Source organism: Pelotomaculum propionicicum (assembly GCF_004369225.1).
GTDB lineage: Bacteria > Bacillota > Desulfotomaculia > Desulfotomaculales > Pelotomaculaceae > Pelotomaculum_B > Pelotomaculum_B propionicicum.
Map to the genome: position 1 here is coordinate 37,489 of NZ_QFFZ01000021.1, position 19,551 is coordinate 57,039.

Sequence of the window (19,551 nt, forward strand, 5' to 3'; positions counted from 1 at the left end):
GCACTAAAACTCGTCTTTTAAGTTGGTTAGTAGATTGTTTCAGAAGTAGCCAATTCCATGATGTTACCATCTACAGTCTGGACCCCCTGAAGGTATGCTATCTCCAAGCCTCGCAGCGCCAGCGCGTTAATCCGTCTGGGGATTCCCTGGGAGAACTGGAACAGATGGACTACGGCGTCTTCGGTAAATACCGGTCGCACCACGCCGGCCAGTTTTGTGTGGTGGGCCACATAGGCCTTCGTCTCTTCCCGGTCCAGCCCGATCAGGTGGTAGCGCAGAGTGAGCCTTTGAGCCAAAGCTTCATTGCCCCTACGGGCCAGGGTGCGGGAAAGTTCCGGGTGTCCCGACAGAATGAGAGAGAAGACCGGATACGCATCCATCTCGAAGTTGGTCAGCATTCTTAGTTCTTCCAGGACCGAAGGCGAAAGGCAGTGGGCTTCATCAATCACCAGGACCGGTATCTGCCCTTCCTGGCGCAAGCTGCAGAAAGTTTCGCGCAGCCGGCGCCTGGCCTCGCTGGTGGCCCACGGCGGGTCGATCTGAAGTTCTCTTAGAAGGTCGCGGTACATTTCCCTTATTGCCATCACCGGGTTGGGCACGTAGATGAACTTGAAGAGGGCTGAAGAGAGCTGTTGCGCCACCGCCCTGATCGCTGTAGACTTACCGGCCCCAATGTCCCCGGTCAGACACATCATCTGTGCCCGCTCTACGGCGTACCGGAGTTTTTCGGTAAGTTCCCGGTACGCCCTGGATGAAAAAAGGGCGCTGGTGGGAATATCCTTGCCGAACGGTGTTTGGGTAAAATCGAAGTGTTTTTCAAACATGGGTATCTACCTCCCTTTCCCGGCAAGCGGGTTGTTTGCCCTTAAGACGGCTTCCAGGTAATAACTTAAGTGCCGGTCACGGCCGTGGGCAGCGATAAAGCGTTTCAATACGGACTCGCTTGTACCGTAGTCGAGTCCGCCGGCCTGTTTCCAGGTTGCATAGGCCCACTCTTTTTCCTGTGGGGAAAGAGGGTGCAGGTATTTTTCCAGTAGACGTAGCAGGCCGGCTTCAGTAAAAAGGGTATGATCCTGCTGGGTACCCTGTTTTGACAGTGCCTTCACCTTTCGCCGGAGTTTTTGCCGGCGGCTTTGGTCCAGTTGCTGCAGGTAGTTGAGTCCGGTGGGATCCGGTTCATCTTCCGCATTATCTCTTTTTATCAATTTGGGCGAGTTGCCGGGCACTTCATAGGGAGCGGCGACTCCGATGAACTTACCCTTTTGCCAGATCTGTACCTGAGCACGGTCCCGAGGATGATAGCGTACCTCAACCCGCGTTCCGGCCAGGCGGTCGTCTACCAGAAATTCCCGGCCGAATAGCGTAATGAGAGAGGTATTGCTTACCGTCCGCTCTACACTTAACAGAAAAGCTCCTTCCAGGGTAACGGGGTCCACCATGCGTAAGGGGGTAGAGTCCGAATTCCACTTGTTAAGGGGCGTATCAAAAATCTCACTGTGCACCACCTGGTGGTAGTGCTCCTCTACCCAGGCCCAGAAGTACCGGTTTAATTCCAATAATGTCGGTAAAGTGGAAAGGGCATGCATCTCGGGGACAAAGCTTTCTTGCATGGTCCTAAACCATCTCTCTATCTTGCCTTTCCCGGCCGCGTCCCGGATTTTTGCCCTTAAAAACCTGATACCCAGACTGGCGCAGGCTTCCCGGATCTGTTTGGCAACAAACTGGGCGCCGTTATCAATGTACAGGGCTGCCGGCGCCCCGTGTTTGGTAACCGCTTTTTTTAAGGTGGTTTCTACCACCCAGGTCTCCTGGCTGATAAAGCATTCCGCGTGAACGATCCGGCGCGTGCTGTCGTCGATGGCCGCCACCACTACCGCCTGGTGTTTTTGCCCCTGATCATCCCGCACCCAAAGCTGCGGTATGCAGATGTCGGCCTCCCATAGCAGGTTTCTTCTCACCTTGCCGAATTTCCGGCGTACTTTTTGCTCCCGCCGCAAGGCCCGGCGGGTGAGGCCGGCCCGGCGGAAATGGTCGTCCAGGGTGGAACGGCGAATGTTACCCCGCCATTCCTCACGTTCCTGCTCCAACATCCGTATAATGGTAGGAGTGCTGCGGGATGGTAGTTCCCGGCGCAGCCTGAAGGCCATTTCCAGGGCTTCGGGGGGAATGGCGCGGGACGCCCCGGCATCAGAACGTGTTTTCGGCAATAACCCGTCAAAGCCGGATTCCTCATAATACCGTAAATAACGCTTAATCGTAGAGACAGATATACCGTGTGCTGTTGCCAACTCTTCCAGAAGGGCGCTCTTTTCCCCACAGGCCAGATCTACGCCAACCAGGTTATCGATCATGGCGTACCGGTGTAAGGCTGCAGCCGTTCGCTGTTGTTCGTCCATTATGGACCACCTCCTCATGGTCCACGTTAGCACAACTTGGCGCCCAGTGCCGTTCTATTTAGTGTGGTAGGAAATATTTCCATTTGGCACAGCCTGGGAAGCACGACCCGGCAGAAAGCTAAATGCCCAACTGGTACAGGCGGCAAATCCGCTACTGCCTGGCGGCACTTTTGGACCCATCCGGGCAACTGTTCCAGTTGGAGGAGTTGGTCTATCTTCCCGGGCCTGCGTATCCGCCGGCTATGCCAGGCTTTCCGTTTATCTTCCCGCACTACCAGCTGCACAGAGGTCCCGGGCAGCCATTCCATAACCACTGTTGTCAACCCACGTAACCAACCGCTCACCTCCCGGCAGGCCTGGTTTACCCATCGCCAGATTGAACCGGGACTGTATCCGGTCTGCTCTGACAGTTGCCTGTACGTACCCTTTAAAGCAGAGTAGGCCTCGACACAGTTTTCTTGTGAAGCAAAGTCCTGGTGGTCTGCGGGCCGCACGGAAAATGTTTCTCTGCAATCACGCCAAACACATCGGTAGCGCTGTGTCGTTTTACCGTCACGCTTCCTGAAAATTGTATTAACCCGATTAAACACCCGGCCTGGTGGGGCTTCACGTTTGCATATGGGGCAGCAGGTTGGGCGATTTGGATCGGGAATTACCCCTTGTCTTTTGGATTGTTTTGATGAGATAATATTCATGACGCACGCCTTGCGTCGTGAAGAGGTGTTGATTCCCCGGGGCAGCCAAAACCACAGGGTTAACGCCTCTTCGTTTTTCTCTTATACTTCTTCCAAAAAAAGAAAAACCCTCGTAAGGGTCATGTAATTCTAGCCATTTGGGCTGATTCGGGTTCAAATATTGCCAGCCGCAACATTATGACTCCTGCGGATACGGATCAGGTTAGAAAGGCGCGCCAGGGGGATTCCAACGCGTTTTTAGAACTTATTCAAGAGAGAAAGGACGATATATACAAACTGGCATACGCCTATGTAAAAAATAGAGAGGATGCCCTGGGTGTTCTTCATGATGTCGTGTAAGCAAAGATCAGGAGGCAGACAATGAAGCGTTTTTCAAAAAATCTTACGCAGGTGGTTATTCCAACGATTCTTCTACTTGCTTTGTTTCTTACCGGCTGTGGAGCCGGGTTGGGCGGGAAAAACATACCGGAGAGCGGTGAAAATAAATTACCGGGCTTTCCCGGGCGGCTGGCGGTGATCCGGCAAGGTGACCTGTGGGTTCTCGAGGGCGGGAAGGAGCCGCAGCGTCTGACCAGCGACGGCCGCAACAGTTCTCCGGCCTGGTCCCCGGACGGGAAATGGCTGCTCTTTTACAAATATGATCCCGCTGACAAATGGTATAGAAATTATTCTTTATGGGTCGCCCGCGCCGATGGCGGGGAAGTATACGGCATCGAACCAGAAAAGCACATACTGGACGCCCGGTGGTCCCCGGCGGCGAACAGCATAGCCTACCTTACGGCAAGGCAGGACGAACGTGTGAGGAGCGAGGAATTTAAGCTGGTTGATGTAAGCGATAATGGCCCCGGGGATCCTCTTTTGCTTAAGGACGCGTCTGAAAAAATAATGAATTTCTGCTGGTATCCCACCGGCGACAGGGTGGTTTTCACGACTGCTGACGCAAATCCAAATGTGAAAGAAAGCCCCGCTATAAAGGTTATGCCTGCAAGGGGTGGCGAGGCCAAAACGATCCTTACTGTAAATGCAGGGTTCTTACCGGATGAGGATCCTCGCCCGTCAATATCCTCTTACCTGGGCGGCCTAAAGTTTTCTCCCGATGGGTATGACCTTAGCTTTTTCAAATATCCCTTTTCGGCATCAATCGGATGATCTGGTGTTCAGCTTTTTAAATGTGGAACCGGCTGATAATTTAAAAGAAAAAACTATTCTCGAAAGCCCCGGCCGGAAATATGTAAAAGAGGTTAGGATCGAACAGCTTCCGGGGCGCCCGGGCGATGAACAAAACCCTGCTCAACCGCCCATGGTCAGGGCAAGGATAGCGCTGGCCGGAAAGCCTCTGTATAACGCTGCGGCGTCGCATACCGAAGGAGGCATGTATGAAGGGAAAGATATTTGTACGGTGAGATTCAGATAAGTAAAACGAAGGGCTGTGTTATGAAACAACAAAACTCGGAGGTATGAATATTGGGGCTGGAATTTAACGCCACTGATTGCTCAAATCGTTGACCTTTTAATATTGATCCTCATTGTTGCCGTTATTATAGTCGTTGTTAAATTTATTATCTCGAAAGGGTCTTTTAAAAAGGATATCTATAACAAAATTGAAACGATGGATAGCGAGTTGAAAGAAATCAGAAGGCTGTTGGAAGAAAAAAAGTGTAAAGTTTTACTAAGCTCTGGATATGGCTTTAGTGTTTCTCCGAAAAAACATATGATTCTGGTGTATTATCAGAAAAACTACAATAAGGAAGTGGGATATTGAATTCTATACCTTTCGGTGACCCCACGGGTCTGATTCTAACAAATATCGTAATTTATATAATATGGCCCTGCGCCCGGAATGGCACAGTGAGGACGACAACGCGGGCGTGATTAAAATCGTGATGACCGGCTCGTCCGCCGACCCGGCCGGGTGGCAGCCCCACATCGGCGGCAAGGCCCGCCGGAAGCTGTTGGCCAAGCGGATGAAGGACGAGAACGACCCGCTCAAAATCGTTATCGTTCGTGACATGTGGCTCACCGGTTTTGACGTGCCCTGTCTGCACACCATGTATGTCGACAAACCGATGAGCGGCCATAACCTGATGCAGGCTATCGCGAGGGTTAACCGGGTATTCCGGGATAAGCCCGGCGGTCTGCTGGTTGATTATATCGGCATAGCTGAAAACCTTAAAGCGGCTCTTTCCCGTTATACTGTCAGCGATAGAAAGAACGCGGGCGTTGATACCGCCGTTGCCGTTGACCTGATGTATGAAAAATACGAATTGATTAATGATATGCTGCACGGTTTTGACTTCAGCAAATTTAAGTCCGGCAGTGCCGCCGAAAGGATGCGGGCCATAGTCGCGACAGTGGATTACATCCTCGGCCTGGGCGAACAACCCAAAAAGGACTTTATCAAGTATGTCATTGAGCTTGCCAGTGCCTACTCCCTCTATGCCACCACTAAAGAGGCTGAGCGCCTGAATGTGGAAATCTGCTTCTTCAAGGCGGTCAGGTCGGGGATTGTTAAGATGATTCTCGGGGGCGCCAAGAAAAAGACCAGGGCACAGATTGATTATCAGCTTAACCAGCTCATCTCCAAGTCATTATTTCGGAAGAAGTTGTGGACATCCTGGGCGCCGTGGGGTTGAATAAACCAAATATTGCCATCCTTTCTGACGAGTTCCTGGAAGAGATCAAGGGAATTCCGCAGAAGAACCTGGCGGTGGAGCTTTTGAAGCGCCTCCTGGAAGGCAGGGTTAAGAGCGTTGCCGGGAGAAACCTTGTCCAGTCGAGGAAATTCTCCGAGATGCTGGAGGCCGCCATCCGGAAGTACCAGAACAGGGCCATTGAAACCACCCAGGTCATCCTTGAATTGATCCAACTGGCCAGGGAAATGAACGAAATGCACCGGCGCGGCGAGGAGACCGGCCTGACCGAAGATGAACTGGCTGTACATTCTAACCGCACAATCAGCAAAGAAATTATCGCTGAGTATTTTACTGCCATAAAGCAAAAGTATAATATGCTAACACCTAATGACATTGAGAATTATGCTCAGGTTATGTTTAGCAGGTCAATGAAAAGCTGACGAAAATGACGAAAGTAAAGCGGTATAATGGTAATATAGAAAAGCAGAATAGAACAGCCCTAGCTGAGGATTAAACCGCCGGGGCTTTTTTCTTTCCCGGTAAAACTTGTAGCCCCAAGCATTAACCTGTAATCTCAACAGATTTTGCAGGCCTTTTTAAAATAAATCCTGGGGATAGTGTTCAAACGGGGCTAAATTTTTTTAAAGGATACTATAGACATTACAAAGAAGTATTTGACAAGAATAATCTTAAGGGTGTCTTAATCAATGATTCTATGGACAATTCAACATTATCCAGCCTATGAGCAAATGCTTGAGACCGGAACACTCGTCTCAATATATCTGCTTCTGGAGTATCCCAGAATCAAATTAAGGGTGTCAGTGTCAGGGGGACGGGGTTGTTGACACCCCTGACACCTCTCCCCTGTGCTTGTCCAACCCGGCCAACTGTTGTAAACTTGATAGTTGAAAGGGGAGACAGCTTTGGTCCTGCTGCAGGCGGTGCAAATTTCAAAATCTTTCGGCTCTCACAGGGTCTTCGCCGGTATCAGCCTTACCGTCCAGGAGGGGGAAAAGGCCGGTATTGTCGGGGTCAACGGCGCGGGCAAGTCCACCCTGCTGAAAATATTAACCGGCAGCCTGGCGCCGGACGCGGGGGAAGTGACCAGGGCCAGAAACCTGTCGCTGTCCTACCTGGCCCAGGACGGCGGCCTGGAATCGGGGCGCAGCATCTGGGACGAGATGCTTACCGTATTCACCCCTCTTATTGATATGGAAAAAAAGCTGAGGGCCATGGAACGGCAGATGTCCGAAACTTCCGCGGCTGAAGGCGCAAGCCGGCAGCTGCTGGAGGACTATGACAACCTTTACGCCCTGTTTAAAAGCCGCGGGGGTTTCGATTACGAGACCAGTGTCCGCACGGTGCTGAGCGGCCTGAAGTTTGCAGATACCGACCTTTCCACCCCGGTCAACACCCTCAGCGGCGGCCAGAAAACCCGCCTGGCCCTGGCCCGCTGCCTGCTGGGGAATCCCGACCTGTTAGTCCTGGACGAACCCACCAATTACCTTGACATGGACAACCTGGCCTGGTTGGAGCAGTACCTGCAGTCCTACCGGGGGGCGGTGCTGTTGGTATCCCACGACCGCTACTTCCTTGACGCCCTGGCCAGAGTTATATATGAGATTACCCCCGCTGGCCTTACCCGCTACACCGGCAATTACAGCGCGTTTGTCCAGCAAAAAGCCGTTTTGCTGGAGCAGCAGTTAAAAGAATATAACCGGCAGCAAGGAGAAATTGCCCGCCAGGAGGAGTTCGTGCGGCGCAATATCGCCGCCAAGGATACCACCAAGCGGGCGCAGAGCCGCCTAAAGGCGCTGGAAAAAATGGAGCGGTTGGAGCGCCCCGGCAAGGAGCGCCGGGTGGTTCTTTCTTTTAACGTGGCCAGGCCCAGCGGCCTGGAGGTGCTGAGGGCCAGCAGCCTGGGCATTGGCTATACAGGACTGCACCTGGCCCGCGGCTTGGATTTTCAAATCAACAGGGGAGAGCGGGTGGCCCTGGTCGGCCCGAACGGGATCGGCAAATCAACCCTTCTGAAAACAGTCGCCGGCCTGCTGCAGCCGTTTGAAGGCCGGGTCAGCGCGGGAATACATGTCCAGGCCGGCTACTACGACCAGGAGCGGCAAGGGCTGAGTGAGGATAAGCAGGTATTGCACGAACTCTGGGACCGCTTCCCCAGCCTGGACGAGGTGGATGTGCGTAAGGTGCTGGGGAGATTTCTGTTCCGGGGCGACGAAGTGAATAAGCGTGTGGCCGATTTGAGCGGCGGTGAAAAATCCCGGCTGGCCCTGGCTGCGTTGATGTTGCAGAAGGCGAACCTGCTGCTCCTGGACGAGCCCACCAACCACCTGGACCTGCCCGGCAAGGAGGTGCTGGAGGAGGCCCTGGACGGTTACCCGGGCACCATCCTTTTTGTGTCACACGACCGGTACTTTATAAATAAAGTTGCGACAAGGGTGCTGGAACTCTCACCTAACGGTGTGTCCAGCTATATGGGCAACTACGATTATTATTTCCAGAAAAAAGCGGAGCGGGTGCAGCAGGGAAGTGGGCGTGCCGGCAGCGGACCAGTACGGATGGAAAGCGCCGAAAAGAAACAGTACCTGCAAAAGAAGGAAGAAGAGAGGCAAAAACGCATGCACCGCCGCCGGGTTGAAGAACTGGAGCGGTCGATCTCAGACCTTGAAGATGTAATTTCCCGCCTGGAAGCGGAGCTTTTTCTGCCGGAGGTTTACCAGGATTACCTGGCCTGCCAGAAGAGGCAGAGTGAGCTCGAAGAAGCCCGCGGTAAGCTACACGAAAAAATGGAAAAGTGGCTGAACCTGGTGGAGGAGTAGGCTGAACTACTTTTCGGGAAGGCTGAAGCTGCTGCCGGCCGGACAAAATCTGAAACGGGGCCCAAAAATGTTCGCCAGCCTGGAGATTACAGCCAATCCGGTGCAGTGGTTGGCGCCCAGGAATTGAAGGTCCAATTCTTTCAGGTAATTGATTGTCGCTTCCTGCTGCTCAACAGGCGCGGGGCCCAGGTGAGTGCCGCCGATAATACCGTAGACCCGGCTTACCCCGGTAACCTTCCGCGCATGCTCCACAATATTTACCAGGCCGGCGTGGGCGCAGCCCAATACAATAATTAACCCTTCAGGGGTAACGCAGTACAAGCTCATGTCGTCGTGAAACGGGTCGGGCATAATATTTCTGCCGTTTTCCAGGCAGAACAATGTCTCATCAGCTTTTTCGAAAACCGTTTTTCTGGGCACTTCACCACTGACAAACACACCTGGCGATATCTCGAGAGGTTCTTTCATAAATACAAATTCCGCTCCAAGGCTTTCCAGCGCTTTTTTTCTGTATGGGACTCCGATATAGCGCGGTTTCTCCGGTGTGCCGTAGTGGCAGGCAAATAAACCGGGGTGCGCGTAAACCGGCAGTTTACCCCGGCAGCGCAGAAAAGACTTCATGCCGCCTGTATGGTCGTAATGCCCATGGCTTAAAACTAAAGCTTCCACAGATTTAAGGTCAATTCCCATAACGTCTGAATTGTTTAGCAGCCCGCCGCTCTCCCCCGTGTCAAAAAGAATTTTCATGCCATTTACTTCAATATAGATGGACAGGCCCCATTCACCCACTATACCACGAGAAGTCCCGACGGTATTTTCGCTAAGTACCGCGAGCCTCAAAAAAGCATCCTTCATATGTCTTCCTCCTCGTATTCGTCTTATATGAACAGCAGCAAGCTCACCGCCATCAGCGCCATCCCGGCTACCAGGCCATATATGGAGAGGTGGTGCTCGCCGTATCTCTGTGCTCTTGGCAGAAGCACATCAAGAGAAATAATACCATTATTCCCGCTACACCCGCGAAAATGACACCAAATACAAGCTCATTGATAAAAGGCATCAATATTAGGTAACCGATTAATGCCCCCAAGGGCTTCATTTTCTATTATACTGTAATGTTTGTCAACACCGGGTCTGAAAATATATTGAACGTCCTTGACATCCTATAATGGGATAGGTATAATTATTTAGTAATTTAGTAAATCACTAATTTACTAATCGTTTAGGGGGAAGGAAAATGAAAATACCGACCACTTTAAAGCACAAGCCTGTCATTGTATGTGAAAATTACGGGAACGTTGACGGCAGGTATGCCTATAATTCAGACGCCAAAGGCCTTTCGCTGGGCCTGGCCCAGTGGAATGACCGGGGCAAGGTGGATATATCCGCCAAAGTATGGAGATACACAGGTGAAAAATGGTCCAGGCAGTCTGAGGAATTGCCGCTGCACCGTGTGCTCGACCTGGCCATTCTAGTTTGCCGGGCGAAACTTCATTTTCAGGAAGCTTATCGGTATGAGAGATTATATGATACCGGGAATCCTGTTATAGACAGGGTCGGCCTGCAGGGTGACGCCATGACAGTGGCCGTATGTACCGACAATGAAAAAATCAATGAGGACATAGTTCTATTCAGGCAGGCGCTCAGCAACGATGATGAAATCCTTGGAGAACGCCTGGCCACTCTGGCAAGGATATTAAAGGAGATGGGTTATTGACAGATGAGCGGCAATAAGAAGAAAGTCAACTCTCGATATTCCTGGACGATGACGGCAGAATTACACGCATTCCCGTGCCGAGCAGAACCAGGATCCCCGTGCTGCGCTATCTGGCCAGCAAGTTTGAGGAAGGTATCTTTTACAGTGAAAAGCAGGTCAACACGGTTATAGACGCGTGGCATAGTTTCGGCGACTACTTCATATTGAGAAGGCTGCTGATAGATTACAATTTTCTTCTTGCACGTACTCCAGATGGATCAAAATATTGGGTGGTTAAAAAAGAAGCATAGAAAGAAGGACTTCTTAATGGATAGAAAAAAGGAACTAAAGCTTCAGTACAAGCAGATGAAACCGCAGATGGGCATATTCATGGTCCGCTGTAAAATCAATAATAAGTATTTTCTTAAAGCTACTCCGGATTTGAGAGGCGTTATCAATGGCACTAAAGCCAGGCTGGGAGGTGGCTTCCATCCCAACCTGGAACTGCAAAAGGAATGGAATGATTTTGGCCCGGAAAATTTCACGATTGAAATTCTTGAGAATCTTGCGTATGACGAAGATGAATCAAAAACAGATTACAGTGAAGAGTTGGCGTTATTAGAAATGATTTGGGAGGAAAAATTTGCAAAAGAAAATATGGAGTTATACAAAAAAAGAATCCCAAGGTAATAGGGATAAGGGACCTGCCCCCTTATCCCTTTTCACATTACTGGGCGGCAGTCATGGCATAGTTGTACAGATGACGTTTGGAAAAGAGTAAAACTGCTATTAATATTAATATCCCAAGCAGGTATGTGAAGTTATTATTTTACATTACAGGAACGGTCTGAAAAGAGTATTGCGCTTACAATATATAGACAGATCTAATTAATGCAATCGGAAATAAATATTTAACTCTGAACATTAACGAGTGTTAGAATCAAAAAAGGAAAATGTAGTGATATTAAAATGTATTTATATGGCATGAAATGAGACACTAATTTTTATAGGTGGTGGTGCAAGTAGGGTTAATAAGCTATTAACCTTGTCCAGGTTTGATAGATATTAACTCATGAGGGAACCGCTTTCCAATATGCCAGCTAAGAGTACCAGGACCTTCTCAGGCAAAACCGTTTCATATGCAGCATGAGCGGCAAGGGCACTGTTATGACAATACTTCCATGAATCCTTCTTGAGTAAGTTTAAAACGGAATGGCTCTATGGAAAGCTCTTTAGACGAGAGAACAGGCTAAACAAGCCATATTTGTATTTTATAACCTAAATTAATCTCAATGAGTAGGAATTTGAGAGTTTTTAGTGTCTACAGCTGCTAGTCAAGATCACTACTGATTGCGGAAGTGAAGCCACACAAGTAGCCATACTAGTGAGTCGTTTCTTGTTGTTTATTTAAAAAGTACTAATAAAGAGACGGTTCTGTTGTTCAATAAAATAAACTTTGGAGGGTGAGCATTTAAATGGCAAAAGATATACCAAGCGGTCAAGGTCGTTCATTTAGAAGAGGTGTTTCAGATTCATTGTTAGAAGATAAAAAAGATTATGATGGTATGTATAAACCATTTGATTTGCCCCATAATGATGCTGCTGTAGAAGCTTACAAAAAGGGTCGCGCAGAAGGAGATAAACTGAAGAAAGAAATTGAAGATCGTGCATTTAGAAGAGGCATATCAGATTCATTGCTAGATGAGAAAAAGGATTACGATGGCAAATATAAACCATTTGATTTGCCCAGAACTGCTTTAGACGCTTATAAGAAGGGTCGCGTAGAAGGAGATAAACTGAAGAAAGAAATTGAGGAAAGGTGCCAATAATTAGGATGTTATGGGATAACCCCTCACTTGGGTAATACATTATGAGGGACGGGACAAGTTTTACAGTTTTGCAAGAGGGCGTTCCCTTGACACTTTGACAATAGTATGGCAACAGTATGGCAACAGTATCAAGTTAGAACCGTCGCTGGATAAGGGGTAATCTTATAGATACCCCTTTTTCTTTTCCCCCAACGGAGTCTGCCCCGGGGTAAGCAAGGGGAAGCTCTTTTTACCTCTATAAGAATAAAGTAATTAAGTATTTACAGGTTTCACCTAATGGCATTAAGGACGGTCCTGAATATAAAATGTTGTTGCAATATTATCATAAAAATGTAATTCTATTAATGTGCATATATGAGCTTATCTCAAGAATGTAATTATATGCGACATAATATGTAAGTTTGAATAAAAGTTTAAGGGGTGTAGTTCCTGTGGGTGGTTTATTTGGTGTTGTTTCAAAAGAAGATTGTGTAATGGATGTGTATTTTGGTACGGATTACCATTCGCACCTGGGAACCAGCAGAGGGGGGATGGCGATCTGGAGCGGAAGCAGTTTCAACAAGTCAATTCATAACATCGAGAATACACCGTTTAGAGCAAAATTTGAAGCTGAGGTTTCAAATATAAAAGGGATCATGGGCATTGGGTGCATAAGCGATACAGAACCCCAGCCTTTAACAGTACGTTCACACCTTGGTCAATATGCGATTAGTACAGTAGGGAAAATTAACAATCTAGATGAAATTGCCGCCAAAGAATTCTCCAATCAGAAAAATATTCATTTTATGGAAACAAGCAAGGGTACAATAAATCCTACGGAGTTTGTGTCTGTAATTATAGATCACGAGAATTCTTTTAAGGAGGGTTTGTTAAAAGCGCAGGAGTTGATTGAGGGTTCCTGTTCTATTCTGCTGTTAACACAGCAGGGAATTTATGCTTCAAGGGATAAATTGGGGAGGACTCCTTTAATAGTTGGTAAAAAAGAAGGTTCTTATTGTGTTTCTTCTGAGTCCTGTACTTTTGCAAACCTTGGATACATTTTCAACTATGAACTCGGCCCGTGTATTTGCTAAACTAAAAGTGTACCACTTTTAGACCTTTGATCAGCGAAAAATTGACCACCCGATCAAACTTTCCTGTACACTGTAGGTGGACAATCAACAGTGTATGGGAGGAAAGGAAATGATCAGCGTGGTCGATAAAGAGATTATCAGAAAACTGTATAATGTGCAAGGTAAATCAATCCGCTGGATTGCCAGAGAACTTGGTTGCGCCAGACAGACCGTCAGGAAAGCCATCCAAGACGCCGAACCCCCAAAATACAACCTTACCAAACCCAGGCCCAAGCCAGTGATCGGACAAATAAAAGCCATATTAGAACAATGGATGGAAGAAGACAAAGACAGCCCTTTAAAACAGCGCCACACGGGCCGTCGCATTTACGAACGGCTGGTAGAAGAATACGACTACCAAGGCAGTGAGTCCGGTATACGCCGGCTGTTGGGACAGCTGCGTCGCAAAGAAAAAGAAACCTTTGTTCCCCTGGAATTCACGCCCGGCAGCAATGCCCAATGCGACTGGTGCGAAGCCACTGTGGTCATTGCCGGTGCAAAAACACTGGCCCAGGTATTTCTCATAAGACTGGGAAACAGCCGGATGCCCTTCGTCATGGCCTTTCCCCACCAGCGCCAGGAAGCATTCTTTGAAGGTATGAGCCAGGCCTTTACCTTCTGGGGAGGAGTGCCGCACAGCATCACCTTCGATAACTTGAAAGCCGCCGTTTTTAAAGTGCTGGAGGGGAAAAGCCGCATCGAGCAAAACAATTTCATCAGCTTTAGGAGTCATTATCTTTTTGAGAGTAGGTTTTGCAACCCCGGCCGCGGCAATGAGAAAGGCGGAATTGAAAACTTCGCCGGGTTCGTCGAACGCAACTTCTTCACCCCCATACCAGAGGTTGGCACCTGGGAAGAACTAAACACCTGTTTGGTGGAGAAATGTCTACAGTATGCGAAAACCCACCAGGTACCGGGAACAAAGATCACTGTTGAAGCAGCCTGGCAGGCAGAGAAAGGGCACCTCTTACCCCTACCCAAAAAGCACTTTGACTGCTGCCGGCGCGTAGAGGTCGAGGCCGCAAAAAACCAACTGGTCCGTTTTGAAAACAACTTTTACTCAATACCTGGGGCCTGGGTAGGCCAGCACCTTACCTTAAAAGCCTACGTACACCAGGTGGAGATCTGCAGCAACCGCCTGACGATTGCCAGCCACCGGCGTTCTTACGCCAGAGGTGAAGAAGTTTACGACCTGGATCATTACCTGGAGACCCTCTACAAAAAGCCCGGGGCGCTGGAGGACGCCAGGCCGTTTAGAAGGGCCAAGCTACCGGGTATATTCCAGGAATACCTCACCGCCTTAAAAGAACATCATCGCCAGCCGGGACGGGAGTTCGTCCAGGTGCTGATGCTGCACCGCGAGACCGGCTGGGACATCCTGGCTGGCGCCCTGAAGGAAGGGCTGCGGCAAGGCATTTACCAGGCCGTTGGGATTAGACAGATCCTTGAAAATATGACCGGCAAGCACCTGGTAGCCGCACCACCTGCGCCGTGCCGCCATCACCACCTGGCCGGCTATAAAATAGACCGGCCCAGGGTAGAAAAGTTTGACCAGTTGCTGGGGCTTAAGGGGATGATGGTTCATTGAGCGCGGTCAACGACCTTCTCATCCGTGATTATCTGAAAAGATTAAAATTGCCGGCCATAGCCCGCCATTACCAGGACCTCGCCCGGCAGGCCGCAGATCACAACCGGTCTTACGAAGATTACCTGGCTGCCTTGTTGGAACAGGAAGCCATATCAAGGGAGGAAAGCACCCGCAGGAACAGGATCAGCAGGGCCTGTCTTCCATATCTCAAGACTCTGGAGGAATTCGACTTCAGCGCCATCCCGTCCCTGAACAAGCAAAAGGTTTTACGTCTAAGCCATTGTGATTTTGTCAAGCAGAAAGAAAATATCGTTATGATCGGCAACAGTGGCACCGGGAAGACCCACCTGGCCATAGCCCTGGCCATGTGCGCCTGCCGACAGGGTTACCGGGTGCGGTACTGGAACGCTCCCGGCCTGGTGACCCACCTGCAACTGGCCCAGCAGGAGAACCGCCTGCTCCAGATGGAAAAACAGTGGCTGAAACAGGACCTCGTTGTGGTGGATGAAGTGGGCTATATCCCCTACAGCCCTGAATGCGCCCGGTTATTCTTCCGTTTTATGGCGGCCAGGTACGAGCGCGGGAGCTGTATTGTCACGTCGAACCTGGAATTTGCCCAATGGTCCACAGTTTTCGGGGAAGAAAAGCTTACCGAGGCATTGCTGGACCGTCTGACACACCGTTGCCACATTCTGCTGATAAACGGTGAAAGCTATCGCTTTCGCCAGAGCATGAAGCGGCATGAGAAAGAGGGGTGAGCGACAGCCAAACCGGTCTGCGGGCTGTGGATATGACACTCATGTGGACTTGTGGACAGGCGCTTATTTCAAAAAAGACATTGTTATTTCTCCAGGCCCCTTGTTTCAAGGCTATAATTTCTGCTGCTCGCGCCGCCTGTCCACAGGGTCCACAATCGCTTGCATAACGCTACGCGTTACGCACATATCCACAGCCCCTGCGGCTCAAGTAATGATGATAATGACAATAATAATTCAAACTTAAAATGTCCTTGATAGACGGACAAATTTTTTCTCCCCTGGTGGTCAACTTTTTCGTGATCACAGTGGTAAACTTTTCGATTGACAAACACAGCCCGGGAGAAATCATTCTTTTGACCCCGGACGGTATTGAGAAAATTTCGTCGCCCAGGGATAAAATGCAAATTTGCGCTTTTTTATGGGTTTACTATGGTTATCCATCCTCAACGTATGAAGGGATGAACGTTGAGGTTATGCGAAATAGAAACGGTGCGGCACTAGCCAAGAACGACAATGTGGAAATTGATATGGTTGCCGGAATACCTGACTCAGGTGTGGGACATGCCATCGGTTACTCAAACCAATCTAAAGTACCTTATGGACGTCCTTTCATCAAATACACCCCTACCTGGTCAAGGAGTTTTATGCCTCAAAACCAGGATATAAGAAATCTTGTCGCCAGAATGAAACTGATGCCCATTCCTGAACTTGTTTCGGGTAAACGCCTGCTCTTTTGCGATGATTCAATTGTCCGCGGTACACAGCTGAGAGAAACTGTGGACCTGCTGTATAGCTGCAATGCCAGAGAAGTCCATATCCGGCCGGCTTGCCCCCCCCTTGTATTCGGGTGTAAGTACTTAAACTTCTCAGTCTCACGGTCGGCAATGGATCTGGCTGCAAGACAGGCCATCATCGAGCTTGAAGGTAAAGAACCGGAGTCTCTTGACGAATATTGTGATCCGGCAAATGAGAAGTACAATCGTATGGTGGATTGCATTTGCAGGCGACTAAACTTTTCAACGCTGAAGTACCAGAACATCCATGACATGGTCGATGCCATCGGTATAGGCAAAGATAAAATCTGCACGTACTGCTGGAATGGGAAAGAATAAGCAGTCGTGTCTAAGAAGTACAGAACTTCCAGAGTAATAATGGAGGCTAACGAAAAATTCGAGGCCAGGCGGAGAGATTGAACCAGTCCATAATCCAAGATGAGAAGTTTAGGATGGAATGACCAAATGGAAAAAGAGCGGACGCCGCTAAAAAAGGCGGAACGGATCCAGATGAAAATAAACGGGCTTACTCACGCCGGGGAAGGGGTTGGGCGCTGCAGCGGCCTTGCCGTGTTCGTTCCTGGCACAGTGCCGGGAGATACAGTACTGGCCAAGGTGGTGGACATAAAAAAGAACTACGCCCGGGGCCGTCTGCTGGAAATCATAGAAAAATCCCCCGCCAGGCGTCAACCGGAGTGCTCCCATTATACCGCCTGCGGCGGCTGCCGGCTGCAGCATGTTGATTACAGGGAACAGCTAAGGCTAAAAACTAGGCTGGTAAGGGACAGCCTGGTTCGCATAGCTGGCTTGGCCGAAGTAAACATCCTCGAAACGGCCGGTATGGATTACCCCTGGCACTACCGCAACAAAGCCAGCTTTCATGTTGAAGAGTGTGATGGCGAATATGAACTGGGTTTTTATGAAGAAGGCTCCCACAAGCTGGCTGGTTTTTTTAAAGAAGGTGATTGTTCAAAGCCGGGCTGCTTGCTGGTAGACAGGGATTTAAATGAAGCCGCGGCAATCATTGAAAAACTTCTTAATAAGCATGGTGACACGGCTTACAACAAAAAACAACAGAGCCTGTTTTTTCGACAGGTTGTCCTGCGCAAAGCTTTTTACAATGGTGAAATAATGGCCGTGCTGGTGACCGGGAGCGGACAATGGCTGCGGGAAAAAGCTTTCGTCGATGAGCTTCTGTCTCTTTATCCCGGTCTTACTTCTGTCGTGCGCAATATCAATGACAAGCCGTCCGGAGCGGTGCTCGGGAGGCAAAACATATGTCTTGCCGGGCGGGATTACATCGTCGACCGCCTGGGGCAGCTCAATTTCCGAATTTCACCTTCTTCCTTCTACCAGGTTAACCCCGCCCAGACAGTAGTATTGTATGAGAAGGCGCTGGAATACGCGGCACTGACCGGAGTTGAGACGGTGGTGGACGCCTATAGCGGCGTCGGTACCATCGCCCTGTTCCTGGCCGGGCACGCCAAAAAAGTTTACGGACTGGAGGCGGTTCCCCAGGCGGGGGAGGACGCCCGCAGGAACGCAGTATTAAATAAAATAAACAATGTTGAATTCCAGTTGGGAGAAGTGGAAAAGCGGCTCCCCGCTCTGGCAGCGCAGGGGCTTCGCCCGGATGTAGTGGTGCTGGATCCGCCACGCAGCGGCTGTAAAAGGAAGGCTCTGGACACGGTGGCGGAAATGCGAACGCCGCTGGTGGTCTACGTTTCCTGCGACCCCGGCACCATGGCCCGGGACATCTGCTATCTGGTCCAAAACGGCTACCAGGTGAATGAAGTGCAGCCGGTGGACATGTTCCCCTGGACGGTGCATGTCGAGTGCGTGGTATTGATGTCACGTGTAACAAAGGGGTAAGGGCGGGGAAGGCTGTAGTTAAGCCATTTTGAGGCATCATGCACTTACCCCGGCGGTGGTGACATCGAAATAGAAGCTCGTTTATGGCTATGCGGACTGCTGTTCGGAAACATGTCTACCGCTTATTGGGGGCAGGGTTTAGTAGACAGAATGGTTGTTTGGCTGTCCATTATACAAAAGGCGCGGAGGTAGTCAAGCGCATCTACCGTGAATATTTAGAGGGTGCTAGTTTACACCAGATAGGACATGGCCTTGAAGCCGACGGCATCCTGACCGCCGCAGGTAAGCCTAAATGGCGAGCGGAAACCATCCGGAAGATCCTCAAAAATGAGAAGTATATCGGGGATGCCCTTTTACAAAAGACCTACACTGTTGAATTCCTTTCCAAGAAGCGAGTCATCAATAACGGCATTGTACCCCAGTATTATGTTGAGAACAGCCATGAGGCGATTATCCCGCGAGAGTTATATATGCAGGTACAAGAGGAGCTTGTCAGACGTGCTAATATGCACGCCGGCAAGAATGATAAAAAGCGCGTATACAGTGCCAAATATGCCCTTTCAAGCCTGGTGATATGCGGCGAATGCGGCGATATCTACCGCCGGGTGCATTGGAATAACCGTAGTAAGAAATCGGTGGTTTGGCGGTGTGTAAACCGTTTGGAGGAAAAAGGCTCCGATTGCGGTTCACCGACAATTCCCGAAGAAGATCTGCAGAATGCTGTCACAAGGGCAATTAACAGGGTCGTCGCAGATCGGGATGGTTTTATTGCGACACTTCAGCAAAATATCGAAACGGTGTTGAGTGAACAATTTGACAAAGATACCGATTATATTGATGCAAAACTGGATGAATTACAAAACGAGCTTCTGCGGCTTGCCAACTCGAAGGCCGATTATGAAAAAGTAGCGGAAGAAATCCACCGCCTACGGGAACTTCGGCAGGACACAGTGGCTCACAATGCCGAGCGTCAAACCCAACGCCAGCGCATCGCAGAAATGACCGAGTTTCTGCAGGGACAAAGCGGCGTGCTTATCGAGTACGATGACAAACTGGTACGGAGGCTTGTGGAGCGGGTAACGGTGTATGAGGATAGGCTGATGGTGGAATTCAAGTCTGGTGTTGAGATTGAAATCCAATATTAAAAAATAATTTTAACCAAGCCGTGGCCTCTATTTACTTTATGTCATAAATTATTTTGAGCAAACTGTTTATTTTATGACAAGGAGGGCATATAACCTGAGTTTTGCAGTAAAAACAAGTTATAAAGCTCTGCAAGTACAGCATTTATGCGGACTTCAGAGCTTAACTTTTTGGTATATTAATGTTGTATATTCAGACCTTATTTGTGGTATTGCAAAATTT

16 protein-coding genes and 3 pseudogenes are annotated in these 19,551 nt (G+C 49.5%); 14 read left to right on the forward strand and 5 right to left on the reverse strand.

Features of this window, described 5'->3' with window-relative positions:
• Nucleotides 1-26: 26 nt before the first annotated feature.
• From Pmgp_RS10565 to Pmgp_RS10575, 3 genes are read right to left on the reverse strand one after another with little or no spacing between them, the layout of a single operon-like run.
• Complete coding sequence (locus Pmgp_RS10565; protein ID WP_134213954.1) at nt 27-824, reverse strand: ExeA family protein; 798 nt, start codon at nt 822-824, stop codon at nt 27-29.
• A 6-nt stretch (nt 825-830) separates the two neighbouring features.
• On the reverse strand, nt 831-2,396 hold the full coding sequence (locus tag Pmgp_RS10570) for a DDE-type integrase/transposase/recombinase (RefSeq protein WP_192902891.1): 1,566 nt from the start codon (nt 2,394-2,396) through the stop codon (nt 831-833).
• Nucleotides 2,397-2,422: 26 nt separating this feature from the next.
• Nucleotides 2,423-2,890: a hypothetical protein gene (locus Pmgp_RS10575; RefSeq protein WP_134213956.1), complete on the reverse strand. Its 468-nt coding sequence runs from the start codon at nt 2,888-2,890 to the stop codon at nt 2,423-2,425.
• A 561-nt stretch (nt 2,891-3,451) separates the two neighbouring features.
• Here Pmgp_RS10575 and Pmgp_RS10580 point away from each other — a divergent pair.
• The 4 genes and pseudogenes from Pmgp_RS10580 (at nt 3,452) to abc-f (ending at nt 8,558) form a co-directional block, all read left to right on the forward strand.
• Nucleotides 3,452-4,240, forward strand: a complete 789-nt coding sequence (locus tag Pmgp_RS10580) for a TolB family protein (RefSeq protein WP_134213957.1) — start codon at nt 3,452-3,454, stop codon at nt 4,238-4,240.
• 4 nt (nt 4,241-4,244) lie between these two features.
• Complete coding sequence (locus tag Pmgp_RS10585; RefSeq protein WP_134213958.1) at nt 4,245-4,505, forward strand: hypothetical protein; 261 nt, start codon at nt 4,245-4,247, stop codon at nt 4,503-4,505.
• Nucleotides 4,506-5,100: 595 nt separating this feature from the next.
• Nucleotides 5,101-6,164, forward strand: a pseudogene (locus tag Pmgp_RS20900) (DUF3387 domain-containing protein).
• A gap of 483 nt (nt 6,165-6,647) precedes the next feature.
• Nucleotides 6,648-8,558 carry a ribosomal protection-like ABC-F family protein gene (gene abc-f, locus Pmgp_RS10595; RefSeq protein ID WP_134213969.1) on the forward strand — a complete coding sequence of 637 codons (1,911 nt, stop codon included), beginning with the start codon at nt 6,648-6,650 and terminating at the stop codon, nt 8,556-8,558.
• A gap of 6 nt (nt 8,559-8,564) precedes the next feature.
• Here abc-f and Pmgp_RS10600 read toward each other — a convergent pair whose 3' ends face one another.
• Entirely contained in the window at nt 8,565-9,413 is an 849-nt protein-coding gene (locus Pmgp_RS10600; RefSeq protein WP_134213959.1) for an MBL fold metallo-hydrolase, read from the reverse strand.
• Between the two features lie 23 nt (nt 9,414-9,436).
• Nucleotides 9,437-9,654, reverse strand: a pseudogene (locus Pmgp_RS20310) (zinc transporter ZupT); the annotation flags it as partial.
• 141 nt (nt 9,655-9,795) lie between these two features.
• Here Pmgp_RS20310 and Pmgp_RS10610 point away from each other — a divergent pair.
• From Pmgp_RS10610 to Pmgp_RS10655, 10 genes and pseudogenes are all read left to right on the forward strand, one after another.
• On the forward strand, nt 9,796-10,275 hold the full coding sequence (locus Pmgp_RS10610; RefSeq protein ID WP_134213960.1) for a DUF6530 family protein: 480 nt from the start codon (nt 9,796-9,798) through the stop codon (nt 10,273-10,275).
• 59 nt (nt 10,276-10,334) lie between these two features.
• The gene (locus tag Pmgp_RS10615) at nt 10,335-10,565 is read left to right on the forward strand and encodes a DUF2087 domain-containing protein (RefSeq protein WP_282432900.1); all 231 of its coding nucleotides are present in this window, start codon (nt 10,335-10,337) and stop codon (nt 10,563-10,565) included.
• Between the two features lie 16 nt (nt 10,566-10,581).
• A complete protein-coding gene (locus tag Pmgp_RS10620) occupies nt 10,582-10,944 on the forward strand; it encodes a GIY-YIG nuclease family protein (RefSeq protein WP_134213962.1) in 363 nt (120 codons plus the stop codon).
• A 785-nt stretch (nt 10,945-11,729) separates the two neighbouring features.
• Entirely contained in the window at nt 11,730-12,083 is a 354-nt protein-coding gene (locus tag Pmgp_RS10625; RefSeq protein ID WP_134213963.1) for a hypothetical protein, read from the forward strand.
• A gap of 431 nt (nt 12,084-12,514) precedes the next feature.
• On the forward strand, nt 12,515-13,156 hold the full coding sequence (locus tag Pmgp_RS10630) for an amidophosphoribosyltransferase (RefSeq protein WP_345789142.1): 642 nt from the start codon (nt 12,515-12,517) through the stop codon (nt 13,154-13,156).
• Nucleotides 13,157-13,265: 109 nt separating this feature from the next.
• The gene (gene istA / locus Pmgp_RS10635; RefSeq protein ID WP_192902892.1) at nt 13,266-14,783 is read left to right on the forward strand and encodes an IS21 family transposase; all 1,518 of its coding nucleotides are present in this window, start codon (nt 13,266-13,268) and stop codon (nt 14,781-14,783) included.
• Nucleotides 14,780-15,541: an IS21-like element helper ATPase IstB gene (istB, locus tag Pmgp_RS10640; RefSeq protein WP_134213965.1), complete on the forward strand. Its 762-nt coding sequence runs from the start codon at nt 14,780-14,782 to the stop codon at nt 15,539-15,541. The genes istA and istB overlap by 4 nt, the downstream gene beginning before the upstream one ends.
• A gap of 335 nt (nt 15,542-15,876) precedes the next feature.
• Nucleotides 15,877-16,653 (forward strand): annotated as a pseudogene (locus Pmgp_RS10645) (amidophosphoribosyltransferase); the annotation flags it as partial.
• A 126-nt stretch (nt 16,654-16,779) separates the two neighbouring features.
• On the forward strand, nt 16,780-18,186 hold the full coding sequence (gene rlmD / locus Pmgp_RS10650) for a 23S rRNA (uracil(1939)-C(5))-methyltransferase RlmD (protein ID WP_134213966.1): 1,407 nt from the start codon (nt 16,780-16,782) through the stop codon (nt 18,184-18,186).
• Between the two features lie 83 nt (nt 18,187-18,269).
• Nucleotides 18,270-19,331 (forward strand): recombinase family protein, encoded by a 1,062-nt coding sequence (locus Pmgp_RS10655; protein WP_134213967.1) that lies wholly within the window; start codon nt 18,270-18,272, stop codon nt 19,329-19,331.
• The last annotated feature ends 220 nt before the right edge of the window (nt 19,332-19,551 follow it).

What these genes read in the sequence shown, in the direction of transcription:
- rlmD (WP_134213966.1), top strand. Translation starts at nt 16,780, where the DNA reads ATGGAAAAAGAGCGGACGCCGCTAAAAAAGGCGGAACGGATCCAGATG.
- Pmgp_RS10600 (WP_134213959.1), bottom strand. Translation starts at nt 9,413, where the DNA reads ATGAAGGATGCTTTTTTGAGGCTCGCGGTACTTAGCGAAAATACCGTC.
- Pmgp_RS10580 (WP_134213957.1), top strand. Translation starts at nt 3,452, where the DNA reads ATGAAGCGTTTTTCAAAAAATCTTACGCAGGTGGTTATTCCAACGATT.
- Pmgp_RS10610 (WP_134213960.1), top strand. Translation starts at nt 9,796, where the DNA reads ATGAAAATACCGACCACTTTAAAGCACAAGCCTGTCATTGTATGTGAA.
- Pmgp_RS10565 (WP_134213954.1), bottom strand. Translation starts at nt 824, where the DNA reads ATGTTTGAAAAACACTTCGATTTTACCCAAACACCGTTCGGCAAGGAT.
- istA (WP_192902892.1), top strand. Translation starts at nt 13,266, where the DNA reads ATGATCAGCGTGGTCGATAAAGAGATTATCAGAAAACTGTATAATGTG.
- Pmgp_RS10655 (WP_134213967.1), top strand. Translation starts at nt 18,270, where the DNA reads ATGGCTATGCGGACTGCTGTTCGGAAACATGTCTACCGCTTATTGGGG.
- Pmgp_RS10620 (WP_134213962.1), top strand. Translation starts at nt 10,582, where the DNA reads ATGGATAGAAAAAAGGAACTAAAGCTTCAGTACAAGCAGATGAAACCG.
- Pmgp_RS10570 (WP_192902891.1), bottom strand. Translation starts at nt 2,396, where the DNA reads ATGGACGAACAACAGCGAACGGCTGCAGCCTTACACCGGTACGCCATG.
- Pmgp_RS10625 (WP_134213963.1), top strand. Translation starts at nt 11,730, where the DNA reads ATGGCAAAAGATATACCAAGCGGTCAAGGTCGTTCATTTAGAAGAGGT.